The sequence below is a fragment of the Clostridium sp. ZS2-4 genome, assembly GCF_026719745.1.
GTDB lineage: Bacteria > Bacillota > Clostridia > Clostridiales > Clostridiaceae > Clostridium_H.
Genome location: NZ_JAPPRQ010000055.1, coordinates 42,698 through 57,216 on the forward strand (window position 1 = coordinate 42,698; position 14,519 = coordinate 57,216).

Genomic DNA, 14,519 nt, shown 5'->3' on the forward strand with positions numbered 1-14,519 from the left:
TGTATTTATCACGCAATTTAAAATAATTATTTTAAGTTGTTAGTCTCATTCATTCTACTTAAATTCTTAATCATAGTTACTATTTCAACATTACTGTTAGCTTCAATAATATTTATAAAGTTATCTTAAAACACTGAAAAACATAAAAAGTGCCTATGATTTTACCTCTTTTAAAAGTAAATCATAAACACTTTTTTATATAATCTAAGTATAATACTCTTCTCTAAGTATTAATTTTACTAGTTTTTTCTATTCCCACTCAATAGTTGCAGGTGGCTTACTAGTTACGTCATAAACAATTCTGTTTACTCCTTTAACTTCGTTAACTATACGACGACTTACTTCATCCAATACTTCATATGGTATTCTAGCCCAATCTGAAGTCATAGCATCTGAAGAAGTAACGGCTCTTAGTGCTATTGTGTGACAGTATGTTCTTTCATCTCCCATAACTCCAACAGATTTAATGTTTGGAAGACATGCGAAGTACTGCCATATTTTTTCTTCAAGCCCCGCTTTAGCTATTTCATCTCTGAATATTGCATCTGCTTCTCTTGTAATAAATAATTTTTCTTCAGTAATCTCTCCTAGAACTCTAATTGCAAGACCTGGTCCTGGGAATGGCTGTCTCCATACAAGCTTATGAGGAATTCCAACTTCTTCTCCTACTGCTCTAACTTCATCCTTAAACAATTCTCTTAAAGGTTCAATTAATGAGAATTGCATATCCTCTGGAAGTCCACCAACATTATGATGGCTCTTTATAGTAGCTGAAGTATCTGTTCCACTTTCAACTACATCTGGATATATAGTACCTTGAACAAGGAAATCTATTTGTCCAAGCTTGTTAGCTTCTTCTTCAAAAACTCTTATAAACTCTTCTCCAATTATCTTTCTCTTTCTTTCTGGATCACTTACACCTTTTAATTTTCCTAAAAATCTATCTTGAGCATTAACTCTTATAAGGTTCATATCAAATTGTTTCTTGAAGATGTTTTCAACTTGATCACCTTCATCTTTTCTTAATAAACCATGATCAACAAATACACAAGTAAGCTGCTTTCCTATTGCTTTGTGTACAAGAACTGCTGCAACTGATGAATCAACTCCACCTGATAACGCACAAAGCACTTTCTTATCTCCTACTAATTCTTTTATCTCTTTTATCTTTTCTTCTGCGAAAGAAGCCATTGACCAATCTGCCTTTAAATCACAAACTTTGAATAAAAAGTTTGAAAGCATTTGCTTACCAAATAAAGTATGTTCAACTTCTGGATGGAATTGAACTCCATAGATTCTCTTCTCGGCATTTTCCATAGCTGCAACTGGACATTGGTCTGTTGTACCTATTACCTTAAAACCTTCTGGAACTTGTGCTACGTAGTCTGTATGACTCATCCATGATTGATCAACTTCTTTAATTCCATCAAATAATAAAGATGAAGTATCTAATTTAACATCTTTTTTGCCATACTCTCTGATATCAGGACTTTCAACATTTCCCCCTAAAGTATAAGCCGTTAATTGATGTCCATAACATATTCCAAGTACAGGTACTCCCATTTCAAAAATTTCTCCGTCAACCTTTGGAGTTCCTTCTCCATAAACACTGTTAGGACCACCTGTAAAAATTATTCCTTTAGGATTCTTTTCTTTTATTTTTTCAATAGAAGTGCTATATGGAACTATTTCGCAATAAACGTTATGTTCCCTAACTCTTCTTGCAATAAGCTGATTATATTGTCCGCCAAAATCTATAACTAAAACTAATTCTCTTTTCATAGGAAACCCTCCGATTCATCTTAAGATTGTACGCTGTAGTTTGGTGCTTCTTTAGTCATTGAAATATCATGTGGATGACTTTCTCTAAGTCCTGCTGAAGTTTGAACGACAAATCTAGCACTGTTATATAAATCAGTAAGTGTAGCTGAACCTAAATAACCCATTCCTGCTTTGATTCCACCCATTAATTGATATAATGTCTCTGCTAAAACACCTTTGTAAGGAACTCTTCCTTCTATTCCTTCTGGAACAAACTTTTTATTGTCTTCTTGGAAATATCTATCCTTGCTTCCAGAAGCCATTGCTCCAAGAGATCCCATTCCTCTGTATACCTTATAGTTTCTTCCTTGATAAATTTCTACTTCACCCGGAGCTTCTTCACATCCAGCTAGCATAGAACCCATCATAGCAACTTTAGCTCCTGCTGCAAGAGCTTTAACTATATCTCCTGAGTATTTTATACCACCATCAGCAATAATAGGTATGTTATATTTATTTGCTTCTTCTACACAATCCATAACCGCTGTAAGTTGTGGAACTCCAACTCCAGCAACAACTCTTGTTGTACAAATAGATCCTGGACCTATACCAACCTTTACACAATCCGCTCCTGATTCAATTAACTCTCTTGTCGCTTCTGGTGTTGCAACATTTCCTGCAATAACTTGAAGCTCTGGATATTTAGCTTTAACTTCTTTTACAGCAAGCAAAACACCTTTAGAATGTCCGTGAGCAGTATCAATAGTTATTACATCTACATTAGCTTTAACTAAAGCATCTACTCTATCCATCATATCTTTTGTAACTCCTACTGCTGCCCCACATAAAAGTCTTCCTTTTTCATCTTTCGCAGCGTTAGGAAATTCTTTAACTTTTTCTATATCTTTTATAGTAATAAGTCCTTTTAGGTTATTTTCATTATCTACTAATGGAAGCTTTTCTATTCTATGCTTTTTTAATATTTCTTTAGCTTCTTCAACAGTTGTACCTTCCGGTGCTGTCACAAGATTTTCTTTTGTCATAACTGCTTGTATTTCTTTAGTATAATCTGTTTCAAATAAAACATCTCTATTTGTAATAATTCCAACCAATTTTTCATTCACAGTTATTGGTACACCTGAAATTCTATACTTACTCATTAACTCTAAAGCTTCATCTATTGTATTTTCTGGTGATAAATAAAAAGGATCTGTTATTACTCCATTTTCTTGTCTCTTTACTTTATCAACTTCACTAGCTTGCATTTCTATACTCATATTTTTATGTATAATTCCTATTCCGCCTTCTCTTGCCATAGCTATTGCCATTTTAGCTTCTGTAACAGTATCCATACTTGCACTCATAAGCGGTATATTAAGTTTTATTTTATTTGTCAAATTAGTTTTTAAACTAACTTCATTTGGTAGAATCTCTGATTTATTAGGTACTAGTAATACATCATCAAAAGTATAACCTTCTTTTAAAATAATTGCCACTTTAATCAACTTCCTTTCAAATTTATTATTAAGACATAAATTAGTTTTTACCTATTGTAAAGTTAATAGTCATAAAATAAAAAATGCATTAACTTCACTACATATATCATAAGAGTGAAATTAATGCATGTACAAAAATACGTATGCAGTAATCACTCATAGTCGGAAATTTACGGATTCCGGTAGATACTCCTTGCCATATTCAAGGGATATATAAGCGAATCTAATATATTTATATTGAAATTTTTATTAAGTTTTATTTTATTTTATATTTTGAATTTTGTCAATTAAAATTATACTTTTTTTGATAATAAACTTGCAAAATTACAAGAAATTTTATAGTATAATATTTTTATAAACCACTATGTGGAATTTTAAAGATTAACATTCCACATAACCTACACTTTACAGATCACTTTACATATAACATTTACCATTGCAGAATGCTTTGACACTAAAACTCTAAAATGCATTAACTTTTTTTCCTGCGGTAACTTTATATGTAAATAATGTGTTTCAAAACTTTATTTTTACATTTATAAAATTATACTAGGAGGATAACTATGATATGCTTTCAAAAAGAATATAATCGATTATTTTTAAGATATCTTAAACGTTCTATGGAAGAATATAAAATGATTACTGCTGGAGATAGAGTTGCAGTAGGTCTCTCTGGAGGTAAAGACAGTATCTTTTTGCTCTTTGCTTTAAAACTTATACAAATGACCTCTAATAAAAATTTTGAACTAATAGGTATATACATAGATTTAGGTTTTGATATAAATGTTTCACCTTTAAAACATTTTTGCAATAAAAATGGTATTCCTCTGATAATTGAACAAACAAGCATATCAGAAATTGTATTTTATGATAGAAAAGAAAAAAAACCTTGCTCTCTTTGTTCCAAATTAAGAAAAGGTGCTTTAGTTAGAGTTGCCAAAGCAAATAACATTAATAAAATAGCTCTTGGGCATAATAGCGACGATGTAATTGAAACTCTTTTCATGAATGTTTTAAAGGTAGGTAAACTAGGAACTTTTCATCCTAATATATTTTTTAAAGATAAGAATATTAATATAATAAGACCTCTTATCTATATGCGTGAAGATACAATTGAAAAACTAACCTTAGAATATAATCTTCCTGTAATTAAAAGCGCTTGTCCTGTAGATAAAAAAACTACAAGAGAAGAAATGAAAAACCTTCTATATAAATTAGAAAAAATATATCCAGATGCTCAAAGAAACATAATGACTTCTTTATCAAATCTTGATTTCAAAAATTTATGGGAACAGAAAAACAATGAGAGTTAAAAATTGAGAATTCATAGTTATATAATCAAAGGGATTTTTGCCACCAGCAAAAATCCCTTTATTAACTCTCAACTTTAAATTTTCAACTCTCAACTGTATTCTAGTACATTCCGTCCATTCCCATACCGCCCATTCCTGGTGCTGGTGCTGGATTCTTTTCTGGAAGTTCAGCTACGACACATTCAGTTGTCAAGAATGTCGAAGCAACTGATGCAGCATTCTGAAGTGCTGATCTTGTAACTTTTGTTGGATCAACGATACCTTTCTGAACCATATTTACATATTGTCCATTTAATGCATCAAATCCAACTAAAGTTGATTCATTATTTTTTATTTTTTCAATTATTACAGAACCTTCAAGTCCAGCATTTGCAGCTATTTGTCTTACTGGTTCTTCAAGTGCTCTTCTTATGATATTTACACCAACTTGTGCGTCTGCATTATCCATAGTTATTTTAGCTACTTCTTTTATAGTATTAACATAAGCAGTACCACCACCAGCAACTATACCTTCTTCAACTGCTGCTTTAGTAGCTGCTAGAGCATCTTCTATTCTTAATTTTCTTTCTTTAAGTTCAGTTTCAGTAGCTGCACCAACTTTAATCACTGCAACACCACCTGCAAGTTTAGCTAATCTTTCTTGAAGTTTTTCTCTATCAAATTCTGAAGTAGTCTCTTCTATTTGATTTTTAATTTGATTTACTCTATCAGCTATAGCGTTTTTGTCTCCTCTACCATTAACTACTGTAGTATTTTCTTTAGAAACTTTTACACTTTCTGCAGTTCCAAGCATATCTAAAGTAACATCCTTTAAATCTCTTCCTAATTCTTCTGCTATAACTTCTCCACCAGTTAAGATGGCTATGTCTTGAAGCATTTCTTTTCTTCTATCACCAAAGCCTGGAGCTTTAACAGCAACACATGTAAATGTTCCTCTTAATTTATTAACTACTAGTGTAGCCAAAGCTTCTCCTTCTATATCTTCAGCTATAATTAATAACTTTCTTCCTTGTTGAACTATTTGTTCAAGTATTGGAAGTATTTCTTGAATATTAGTGATCTTCTTGTCAGTTAAAAGAATGTATGGATCTTCTAAAACAGCTTCCATTTTTTCTGTATCAGTCACCATATATGGGCTCAAGTATCCTCTGTCAAATTGCATTCCTTCAACAACTTCTAGTTCAGTTGCCATTGTTTTTGATTCTTCTACAGTAATAACGCCTTCATTCCCTACTCTCTCCATAGCATCTGCTATCAGTTTACCTATTTCTTCATCAGCAGCTGATATTGCAGCAACTCTTGCTATATCTTCTTTTCCTTCAACTTGTTTTGAACCTTTTTTGATTTCTTCCACTGCACACTCAACAGCTTTTCTAATTCCTTGTCTTATTAACATTGGATTTGCACCAGCAGTTACATTCTTTAATCCTTCTCTTATAATTGCTTGTGCAAGTAATGTAGCAGTTGTTGTTCCATCTCCAGCTACATCATTTGTCTTTGTAGCAACTTCTTTAACAAGTTGTGCTCCCATATTTTCATATGGATCTTCAAGCTCAATTTCTCTTGCTATGCTAACACCATCATTTGTTATAAGTGGTGCACCAAATTTTTTATCTAAAACAACATTTCTTCCTTTTGGTCCTAAAGTAACCTTAACTGTATCAGCCAATTTATCTACGCCTCTTTGCATAGCGCGTCTTGCTTCTTCACCGAATAAAATACTTTTAGCCATTTCTAACACCCTCCTATTTTAAACTATCATCTACCTAATTATTCTACTACTGCCAATATATCGTTTTGTCTTAATATTGTATATTCTTCTCCATCCATTTTAACTTCTGTTCCAGAATATTTAGAAAATAATACTTTATCCCCTACTTTAACTTCCATTTTAATTTCTTTTCCATCCACAACTCCGCCTGGTCCTACAGCAACAACTTCTGCTTCTTGTGGTCTTTCTTTAGCACTTCCAGGTAAAACTATTCCGCTTTTAGTAGTTTCTTCTGCCTCTAATCTTTTAATTACAACTCTGTCTCCAAGTGGTCTAATTTTCATATAAACCCCTCCTTAATATATTTTATATACTTATGTAAAAATTATTTTTAACTGTTGTTAGCACTCGTTAGCATTGAGTGCTAATACAATTATTATAATAATTTATCCTAAATGTAATATCAAATTCCACATTTTAACTTAACACATTATCTAAGGCAATTATAAGTAACTAGCCTAAAATATTAAGCTATTTCGTCTTATTTCTTATGTTTACTTATTATATGAAAATTTTATACCAAATTACTATATAAATAAAGAACTTTAAGCTTCAAATTTCATTTTCTTATGATTATTATAAAAATATAACAACATATTAATACCTTATTTTGATAAAGTCTAATTGAAAACTTCATATTTCTTTGAACAAATGTAATATGAAGTCTATTTTAAAAATATTTTGACATTTTTCCAGTTAACAATATAGATTTGATTAACTGTTTTATATAATACTGATTATTATTTTTTTATCTGTCTATACTTATTTATATGAAATTCTTAAACTTTTACACCTATGCTAAAATAGCAATAAATTATAAGAGGTGAATTTATGATAAAAATCAATATAAAAAATATACTATTTGAAATACTCCTTACCTTTTGCATAACACTACTAATTATAATATTAAGTGTAAAAATCACTCTTAATTTCAAGCCTTTATATTATATGGATATTATTACACTTAATGTTCAAGAAACTTCAAATTTAAGCAGTAAAGAAATAAAGTTAAATTATAATTATGTGATAAATTATGTACAAAGTCATCAAAAACAAAATTTTGTTTTACCGACATTAACTTTTTCTAATCAAGGTAAAATCCATTTTGAAGAAGTTAAAGCAATATTTAATAAACTGGATTATATTCTATATACTTTAATTCTAATAGACGTAATAATTATTTATATAAACATTAAAACAGACAAGAGATTTAGATTTCTAAAGTGGAGTTCCATATTCCTGTTTTTAGCTCCATTTTTGTGCTTAATACCTTTTTTGTTAAATTTCGATAAAAGTTTTACTATTTTTCACAAATTGCTATTTAACAATGATTACTGGCTACTAGACCCTAAGCTAGACCCTATAATAAATATTATGCCTCAAGAATTCTTTTTTCACTGTGCTATTTTAATAATTAGCCTTATGTTTGTATTTTCTTCTATATTTTATATTATTTTTAAAAAACTAGATAATTATTTTTCTTTTTTATGATTTTTTATTATTTTTCTAATAATTCTATCTCCATTTAACATACCAACAATAAATAATATGCTCATTGTTACAGCAATAAGTAATAATAAGTGTATGTTTCCTGTAAACATTTGAGAACCAAAGTATGCAGATATAAAAATTCCAGGAATTCTTCCAAGGGTTGAATACAATGCAAAATCTTTTAATGATATATCTGAAACTCCACAAACATATCCAAAAATATCCTTTGGTAATCCTGGAATCAAATAAAGTAAAAATATTATAAACTTTTTACTTCCAGCAGCTAATATTTTTTCAATAAAATCAAATTTATTTTCTGAAACAATTTTTTGCACAAAAGGCTTTCCAAATTTATTTGCTATCAAATAAACAAATATACTTCCTCCTGTTATACCTGTAAGAGAAATTATGCTTCCTATTCCAGCGCCAAAAATATATCCACCAGCTATTTGAACAATCTCTCCTGGAATAAAAAAGGCTATAACTTGTATGACTTGAATAGCTATGAAAACAAACACACTATATTTTCCATAAGACATTACATATACTTTAAGTTTTTCCGGATCTTTTAATACATAAAAATATTTATAATAATATTCATAGCCTGCTATAATAAAAAAACCTAAAATTATTATTAATGTTATATGTTCCTTATATTCAATAATCTTATCCTTTATTCTCTTTAACATAGCTTCTCCTTGCTTATTTAAACCAATTATATATAAACTTACACTAGTATTATCTCATTAAACCGCTTTTATTATAATCCTTATTTATTTTAAATATATCTTTTAATTTTTGTTTTAATTAAAACTAAAGGATACTTATATTTTTTCTACATAATAAGTATCCTTTTTTATTCTCAATTTTTTCTTATTTAAATATTACTTTATACTTTAGTATTATCTTTCTAAATTTATATCTTTAAATTGTTCTATTTTATTATTTTCAATTATACTCTTATTTTTCGCTTCATTACTAAACTTATTTAAAGGAAGTTTAGCTTTGTTCTTTGAACATATTGTAGCTGCGCCACCTATACATCCACCTTCACACATCATTCCTTCTATAAAGTTACCTGGTAATTTGCCATTTTTAGCAAGCAGCATATATCTCTTAATATTTTCACGACCACTGATTTTAACTGGTTTAAACTCTATATCCAACTTTTTGTCCTTTATAATATTTTCAATAGCTGCAGTAAGTCCTCCACCTTGAGCAAATCCTCTTCCATATGCTGATGCATCATCTATTTCAAGATTTTCACAACTTTCAAGATTAATTTTATATGCTCCAATAAGTGCAGCTATTTCTTCAAAAGTCAGTACATAATCTACTGCTTCTTTTATATTTTCTCTCTTCATTTCAACCTTTTTAGCAGTACAAGGTCCAATAAATACAACTACTGCATCTTTATCCTTGTGTTTTATTAGCCTTGCAGTTGCAATCATTGGCGAAACAGTATTTGATATATTGCCAACCTGATCTTTAAATTTATTTTCTATATATGACACAAATCCAGGACAACATGAATTAGTCATATATGTCGCACCCTGTTCCATTCTTTCTACAAATTCCATAGCTTCATGTAAAGTAACCGCATCAGCACCTAAAGCTGCTTCTACCATATCCTTAAATCCAATTTTTATTAGAGCATCCTTAACTTGTCCAACTGTTACGTTTGGTCCAAATTGTCCAGTAATTGCTGGTGCAACCACTGCATATATATTCTTATTCTCTTTTAATTTATTAATAACACGTACTATATAACTTTTATCTGATATTGCCCCAAAAGGACATGCAGCCATACATGCACCACAATTTATGCAATCTTCTTGCTTAATCATAGCTCTTCTATCTTCTTGTATATCTAATGCATTGGTTGGACAAACTTTTTTACAAGGTCTCATTACTTCTGATACAGCATTATACGGACATGCCTGCTTACATAATCCACATTCCTTGCATAGGTCTTGATTAATATATGCTCTTCCATTAATTCTAGTAATAGCATTAGCTGGACATACTTCCATGCATTTATGTTGAATACATCCTCTGCATACTTCTGTAATAGTATATTTATCTATTGGGCATGTATCACAGGCTGCATCTATAACATGCATTATTTGCTCACTCTTCTCCGTATCTAATACATATCCTGCTGAATCTCCATTGCTGACATATCCTAAAGCAAGTTTTGCTCTTTCTTTTAAAATAGCCCTCTCATGATAAACACAACATCTATAAACTGCTTTTTTTCCTGGAATTATTTTATATGGAATAATATTTATATTTTCTTCAGTAAGTTCGTCTTCTTTAGCCAATAAAGCCACTTCTTGTAAAACTTCATACTTTAATTTTTTTAATTGTGATTCAAATACATTCATTATTTTACCTCCCATTTATATACCTGATTAATACGTTGTATTTTATACTAAGAAGTAAGAATTTAGGTTTAACACATTGTACACTAGGTTCGTTTTTTATTATACCAGATAATTGTTAATAATGTAACAACAAAATTATAACAGAAGATAAAATAATATTGTAACAGTTTTCTTAATTTATAGTCTATTCAAAATTTATATTTGCAACTAATTCTTAAATTGTTATTTTATTCTCTCTTGCATAATAAAATAAATATTGTTGAGCAAACCCGGATAATTGTCCAAATTTTTCTCTACCAAAGACTCTAATCTTTTTTAATGATACATCTGGTGCTAAATAAAAATGCTGCATGGCTCTTTTTACCCATACATCTACTGGAAAAGCAGAATATTTATTCATTGAAAACAGCATTATACAATCGCCAACTTTAGGACCAACACCACTAAGTTTTTGTAATTCGTTGTGACACATATCATCATCTAAACTTTTAATATAGTTAATATCTATATCACCTTTTAAAATTCCATCAATTGTATTTTTTATATATTGAGCCCTAAAACCTGTTCCACATTCCTTAATCTCATCAATAGTACAGTTTTTTAAATCATCTATACTTGGGAATGTATAATAGGTTTCATCATTATATATAATAGATTTTCCCCATTTTTCAGCCATATTATTTAGTGCTTTTTTTATCATAGGTATTCTATTATTAGCAGAAATAATAAATGATATTATTATTTCAAAAGGCTGCTGCTGTAAAAGCCTGATACCCCAACCAAATTCTACTGATTTCTTTAAAAGCTCATCCTTGCTTAAAATTTCTTTTATAGCATCATAATCTCTGTATAAATCAAAATAATTACACCAAATATTTTTAAATTCTTCTTCATTGGTATTATATAAAATTATATCATTATTTCTCTTTTCTACTTCTATTACCTTTCCAAAAGCAACACCTATATAATTTCCATTTTCTTGACGTTTCCATCTAAAACATTGTCCACAATCAAATACATGAGATAATTCAAAGTTTTTTACATCCTTTATTATGACACCATTTTCAAATTCTTCTGCATAATTAAAATCCATTACTCCACCTCTGTTCTTCGAGTTTAATCTAAATTATATTTTAACTCTTCCAACACTGTTTTATCCATAATTTATTTTATATCATATACTAGACAGTCAAAAGTTAATTCCAATAATTTCATATAAAAAAAGATAACACTCTTAAGTGATTTTATAGTATCCTTTAAGCGACTAAACTTTTAAGGAGAAACTGTTCAATATCTGTGCCTTAATTTATTATGGAGACCAAAATTGTATCAAGAACTACGTTTTGTATTGGTAAAACACACAGATAGAAATGCAATATTAGTTACTACTAAATTAAACCTTGAACCTAAAAAAGTAATACGTCTATGCCAAAACTAAAAAAACACACTAAAAAACAGCAACCTCAACCTGTTGAATTAAAAAGAAGCAAGTTGACCCTTTATTCTATGAGGATCCACTAGCTTCTTAAGAGAATAGAACTTTTGACTGTCCAGTAAAACTACATGAGAAGATGTTATTTGCCTAGAACAATCAATTCATCTTCTAGGCAAATAATCATTAAATAAAATATTTATTTATATTACTAATCACTCTATACTTCTTCCTTAGATAAAAATTCATCAATAGCATTTGCAGCTTTTTTACCAGCTTCCATAGCAAGTATAACCGTAGCCGCTCCTGTAACAGCATCTCCTCCTGCATATACTGCATCCTTTGAGGTCTTTCCTGTTTCCTCTTCAGTAACTATACACTTCCATTTGTTAATATCTAATCCTTCAGTTGTAGATGCTATTAGAGGATTAGGAGAAGTGCCTAATGACATTATAACGGTATCAACCTCTATTATAAATTCTGACCCTTCTATAACTCTTGGTCTTCTTCTTCCTGATTCATCTGGCTCTCCCAGCTCCATTTTTATACATTTCATTCCTTTTACCCAGCCATTTTCATCTGCTAGAATTTCTATGGGATTAGTTAATAAATCAAAAATAATTCCTTCTTCTTTTGCATGATGTACTTCCTCTACTCTTGCTGGAAGCTCTTGTTCTGATCTTCTGTATACTATATGTGCCTGTGCTCCTAGTCTTAAAGCAGTTCTAGCCGCATCCATAGCCACATTTCCCCCGCCCACAACAGCAACTTTTTTACCGGTCTTAACGGGAGTTGCATAATCATCTTTATGAGCTTTCATTAGATTTACTCTTGTTAAAAATTCATTAGCTGAAAATACGCCATTTGAATTTTCACCTGGTATTCCCATAAATTTAGGAAGTCCTGCTCCTGAGCCTATAAATACAGCATCATAACCTTCTTCATCCATTAACTTATCTATATTAGCAGTTCTTCCTACTACAACATTAGTTTCTATTTTTACGCCTAATTTCTTTATGTTTTCAATCTCACCGTTAACTACTGTATCCTTCGGAAGTCTAAACTCAGGAATTCCATATACTAGAACTCCACCAGGCTCGTGTAGAGCTTCAAAAATAGTGACATCATATCCTTTTTTAGCTAAATCCCCTGCACAAGTAAGTCCTGATGGTCCACTTCCTATCACTGCAACTCTTTTATTTTTCTTAGACTCTGTCTCTGAAAGATCTATATTGTTATCTCTTGACCAATCTCCTACAAATCTTTCAAGCTTTCCTATTGCTACAGACTCTCCTTTTATTCCAAGTACACATTTTCCTTCACATTGAGTTTCTTGCGGACATACTCTACCACATACAGATGGAAGAGAACTATATTTAGCTATAACCTTAGCTGCTTCTTCAAACTTTCTATTTTTAACCTGTTGTATAAAAGCCGGAATATCAATTGATACTGGACATCCCTCTACACATAAAGGCTTTTTACAATTTAAACATCTACTTGCTTCTGCAACAGCTTCATCTTCTGTATATCCTAAACACACTTCTTCAAAATTAGCAGCTCTTACTTTAGGGTCTTGTTCACTTATTGGTATTTTCTTCATTCTATCCACTATTCTTCACCCCCACAGCAGCCACATCCACCATTATGGTGATGATGATGCTCAATATTAGCTTCTTCTCTTTTAATTTTTTCTCTTCCTTCTTCTGTTTTATACATCGCCTGTCTTCTCATTGCTTCATCAAAATCCACTAAATGTCCATCAAATTCCGGTCCATCAACACAAGCAAATTTAATATCATTACCTATTGTTACTCTACAAGCACCACACATTCCTGTGCCATCAACCATTAATGGATTCATACTTACTATTGTTTTTATTTCATATAGTTTTGTAGCAAGTGAAACAAACTTCATCATTATAATTGGACCAATTGCAACAACATAGTCATATTTTTTACCTTCATTTTCAACTAATTGCTTAAATTTTTCAGTAACCAGCCCCTTAAATCCATAAGATCCATCATCCGTTGTCACATAAACATTATCTGCTACATCTTTCATTTCTTCTTCTAATATTAATAACTCTTTACTTCTTGTTCCCATTATTACATCAGCTTTCATTCCATGTTGATGGAACCATTTAACCTGAGGATACACTGGCGCTGCCCCTACTCCACCAGATATAAAGAGCACTTTTTTATTCCTTAATTCTTCAATATCTTCACTTAAAAATTCAGATGGTTTTCCAAGAGGTCCTACGAAATCTTGAAAATATTCCCCTTCTTCATATTTAGCCATTTCTATAGTTGAATGTCCTACCGCTTGAAACACTATAGTTACTGTTCCCTTTTCTTCATTATAATCACAAATTGTAAGAGGCACTCTCTCTCCTTTTTCATCCATCTTTACAATTACAAATTGTCCTGGTTTAGCAGCCTTTGCAACTCTTGGCGCCTCTATATCCATAAGATATATATTAGACACTAACAACATTTTTTTAGTAATTTTAAACATTCTTACACCCCATATCATCATTAACGACAGTTTTTTATTCGTTTTTGCGTATATTTATACAGCTATAAATTAATTATAACTTATATTATAATTAATTTATAGCCTTTCGTAAAGAGTTCAGTGTATAAAAAAGTTGAGCAAATAATTTACTTGCTCAACTAAATTTAGTATTAACTCTTATAAAATTTATATTTATCAATAGATAAAGCTCTTTAGTTTTTAGTAGCTTTTATTTGAGCTATTAATTCTGGAATTACTTTATTTAAGTCTCCAACTAATCCTAAATCTGCAACTTTCATGATTGGAGCTTCTGCATCTTTGTTGATAGCGATTATGTATTCACTATCTTGC

At 30.4% G+C, this 14,519-nt stretch carries 11 protein-coding genes, 1 pseudogene and 1 riboswitch; of the genes and pseudogenes, 2 read left to right on the forward strand and 10 right to left on the reverse strand.

All coding sequences use genetic code 11. The features are described 5' to 3' along the window. Positions 1-249: 249 nt before the first annotated feature. Together guaA and guaB are read right to left on the reverse strand one after the other, a co-directional pair. On the reverse strand, positions 250-1,782 hold the full coding sequence (gene guaA / locus OIO11_RS11475; protein WP_268071615.1) for a glutamine-hydrolyzing GMP synthase: 1,533 nt from the start codon (positions 1,780-1,782) through the stop codon (positions 250-252). Between the two features lie 20 nt (positions 1,783-1,802). Then, positions 1,803-3,257: an IMP dehydrogenase gene (gene guaB / locus OIO11_RS11480; protein WP_268071616.1), complete on the reverse strand. Its 1,455-nt coding sequence runs from the start codon at positions 3,255-3,257 to the stop codon at positions 1,803-1,805. 139 nt (positions 3,258-3,396) lie between these two features. Next, positions 3,397-3,494: riboswitch (purine riboswitch) on the reverse strand. Between the two features lie 326 nt (positions 3,495-3,820). Here guaB and OIO11_RS11485 point away from each other — a divergent pair. Next, positions 3,821-4,570, forward strand: a complete 750-nt coding sequence (locus tag OIO11_RS11485) for a tRNA lysidine(34) synthetase (RefSeq protein WP_268071617.1) — start codon at positions 3,821-3,823, stop codon at positions 4,568-4,570. Positions 4,571-4,670: 100 nt separating this feature from the next. Here OIO11_RS11485 and groL read toward each other — a convergent pair whose 3' ends face one another. Both groL and groES read right to left on the reverse strand, forming a co-directional pair. Next, entirely contained in the window at positions 4,671-6,302 is a 1,632-nt protein-coding gene (groL, locus tag OIO11_RS11490; protein WP_268071618.1) for a chaperonin GroEL, read from the reverse strand. Positions 6,303-6,340: 38 nt separating this feature from the next. Continuing rightward, entirely contained in the window at positions 6,341-6,625 is a 285-nt protein-coding gene (groES, locus tag OIO11_RS11495) for a co-chaperone GroES (protein WP_268071619.1), read from the reverse strand. A gap of 547 nt (positions 6,626-7,172) precedes the next feature. Between groES and OIO11_RS11500 the strand changes: the two genes are divergently transcribed. Then, positions 7,173-7,832, forward strand: a complete 660-nt coding sequence (locus OIO11_RS11500; RefSeq protein WP_268071620.1) for a TIGR01906 family membrane protein — start codon at positions 7,173-7,175, stop codon at positions 7,830-7,832. Here the strand turns inward: OIO11_RS11500 and OIO11_RS11505 are convergent. The 6 genes and pseudogenes from OIO11_RS11505 to OIO11_RS11530 form a co-directional block, all read right to left on the reverse strand. Beyond that, the gene (locus tag OIO11_RS11505; protein ID WP_268071621.1) at positions 7,814-8,521 is read right to left on the reverse strand and encodes a TVP38/TMEM64 family protein; all 708 of its coding nucleotides are present in this window, start codon (positions 8,519-8,521) and stop codon (positions 7,814-7,816) included. The two genes, OIO11_RS11500 and OIO11_RS11505, sit on opposite strands and share 19 nt — an antisense overlap. A 213-nt stretch (positions 8,522-8,734) precedes the next feature. Beyond that, positions 8,735-10,219: a 4Fe-4S dicluster domain-containing protein gene (locus OIO11_RS11510; RefSeq protein ID WP_268071623.1), complete on the reverse strand. Its 1,485-nt coding sequence runs from the start codon at positions 10,217-10,219 to the stop codon at positions 8,735-8,737. A 214-nt stretch (positions 10,220-10,433) separates the two neighbouring features. After that, complete coding sequence (locus OIO11_RS11515) at positions 10,434-11,312, reverse strand: DNA-3-methyladenine glycosylase family protein (protein WP_268071624.1); 879 nt, start codon at positions 11,310-11,312, stop codon at positions 10,434-10,436. A gap of 559 nt (positions 11,313-11,871) precedes the next feature. After that, on the reverse strand, positions 11,872-13,263 hold the full coding sequence (gene gltA / locus OIO11_RS11520) for an NADPH-dependent glutamate synthase (RefSeq protein WP_268071625.1): 1,392 nt from the start codon (positions 13,261-13,263) through the stop codon (positions 11,872-11,874). Beyond that, complete coding sequence (locus tag OIO11_RS11525; protein WP_268071626.1) at positions 13,263-14,168, reverse strand: sulfide/dihydroorotate dehydrogenase-like FAD/NAD-binding protein; 906 nt, start codon at positions 14,166-14,168, stop codon at positions 13,263-13,265. The genes gltA and OIO11_RS11525 overlap by 1 nt, the downstream gene beginning before the upstream one ends. A gap of 212 nt (positions 14,169-14,380) precedes the next feature. Beyond that, positions 14,381-14,519: pseudogene (locus OIO11_RS11530) on the reverse strand (electron transfer flavoprotein subunit alpha); the annotation flags it as partial.

Excerpts from the sequence above, each read along its gene's own strand:
- guaA (WP_268071615.1), bottom strand. The coding sequence starts at position 1,782 with ATGAAAAGAGAATTAGTTTTAGTTATAGATTTTGGCGGACAATATAAT.
- OIO11_RS11485 (WP_268071617.1), top strand. The coding sequence starts at position 3,821 with ATGATATGCTTTCAAAAAGAATATAATCGATTATTTTTAAGATATCTT.
- groL (WP_268071618.1), bottom strand. The coding sequence starts at position 6,302 with ATGGCTAAAAGTATTTTATTCGGTGAAGAAGCAAGACGCGCTATGCAA.
- groES (WP_268071619.1), bottom strand. The coding sequence starts at position 6,625 with ATGAAAATTAGACCACTTGGAGACAGAGTTGTAATTAAAAGATTAGAG.
- OIO11_RS11500 (WP_268071620.1), top strand. The coding sequence starts at position 7,173 with ATGATAAAAATCAATATAAAAAATATACTATTTGAAATACTCCTTACC.
- OIO11_RS11505 (WP_268071621.1), bottom strand. The coding sequence starts at position 8,521 with ATGTTAAAGAGAATAAAGGATAAGATTATTGAATATAAGGAACATATA.
- OIO11_RS11510 (WP_268071623.1), bottom strand. The coding sequence starts at position 10,219 with ATGAATGTATTTGAATCACAATTAAAAAAATTAAAGTATGAAGTTTTA.
- OIO11_RS11515 (WP_268071624.1), bottom strand. The coding sequence starts at position 11,312 with ATGGATTTTAATTATGCAGAAGAATTTGAAAATGGTGTCATAATAAAG.
- OIO11_RS11525 (WP_268071626.1), bottom strand. The coding sequence starts at position 14,168 with ATGTTTAAAATTACTAAAAAAATGTTGTTAGTGTCTAATATATATCTT.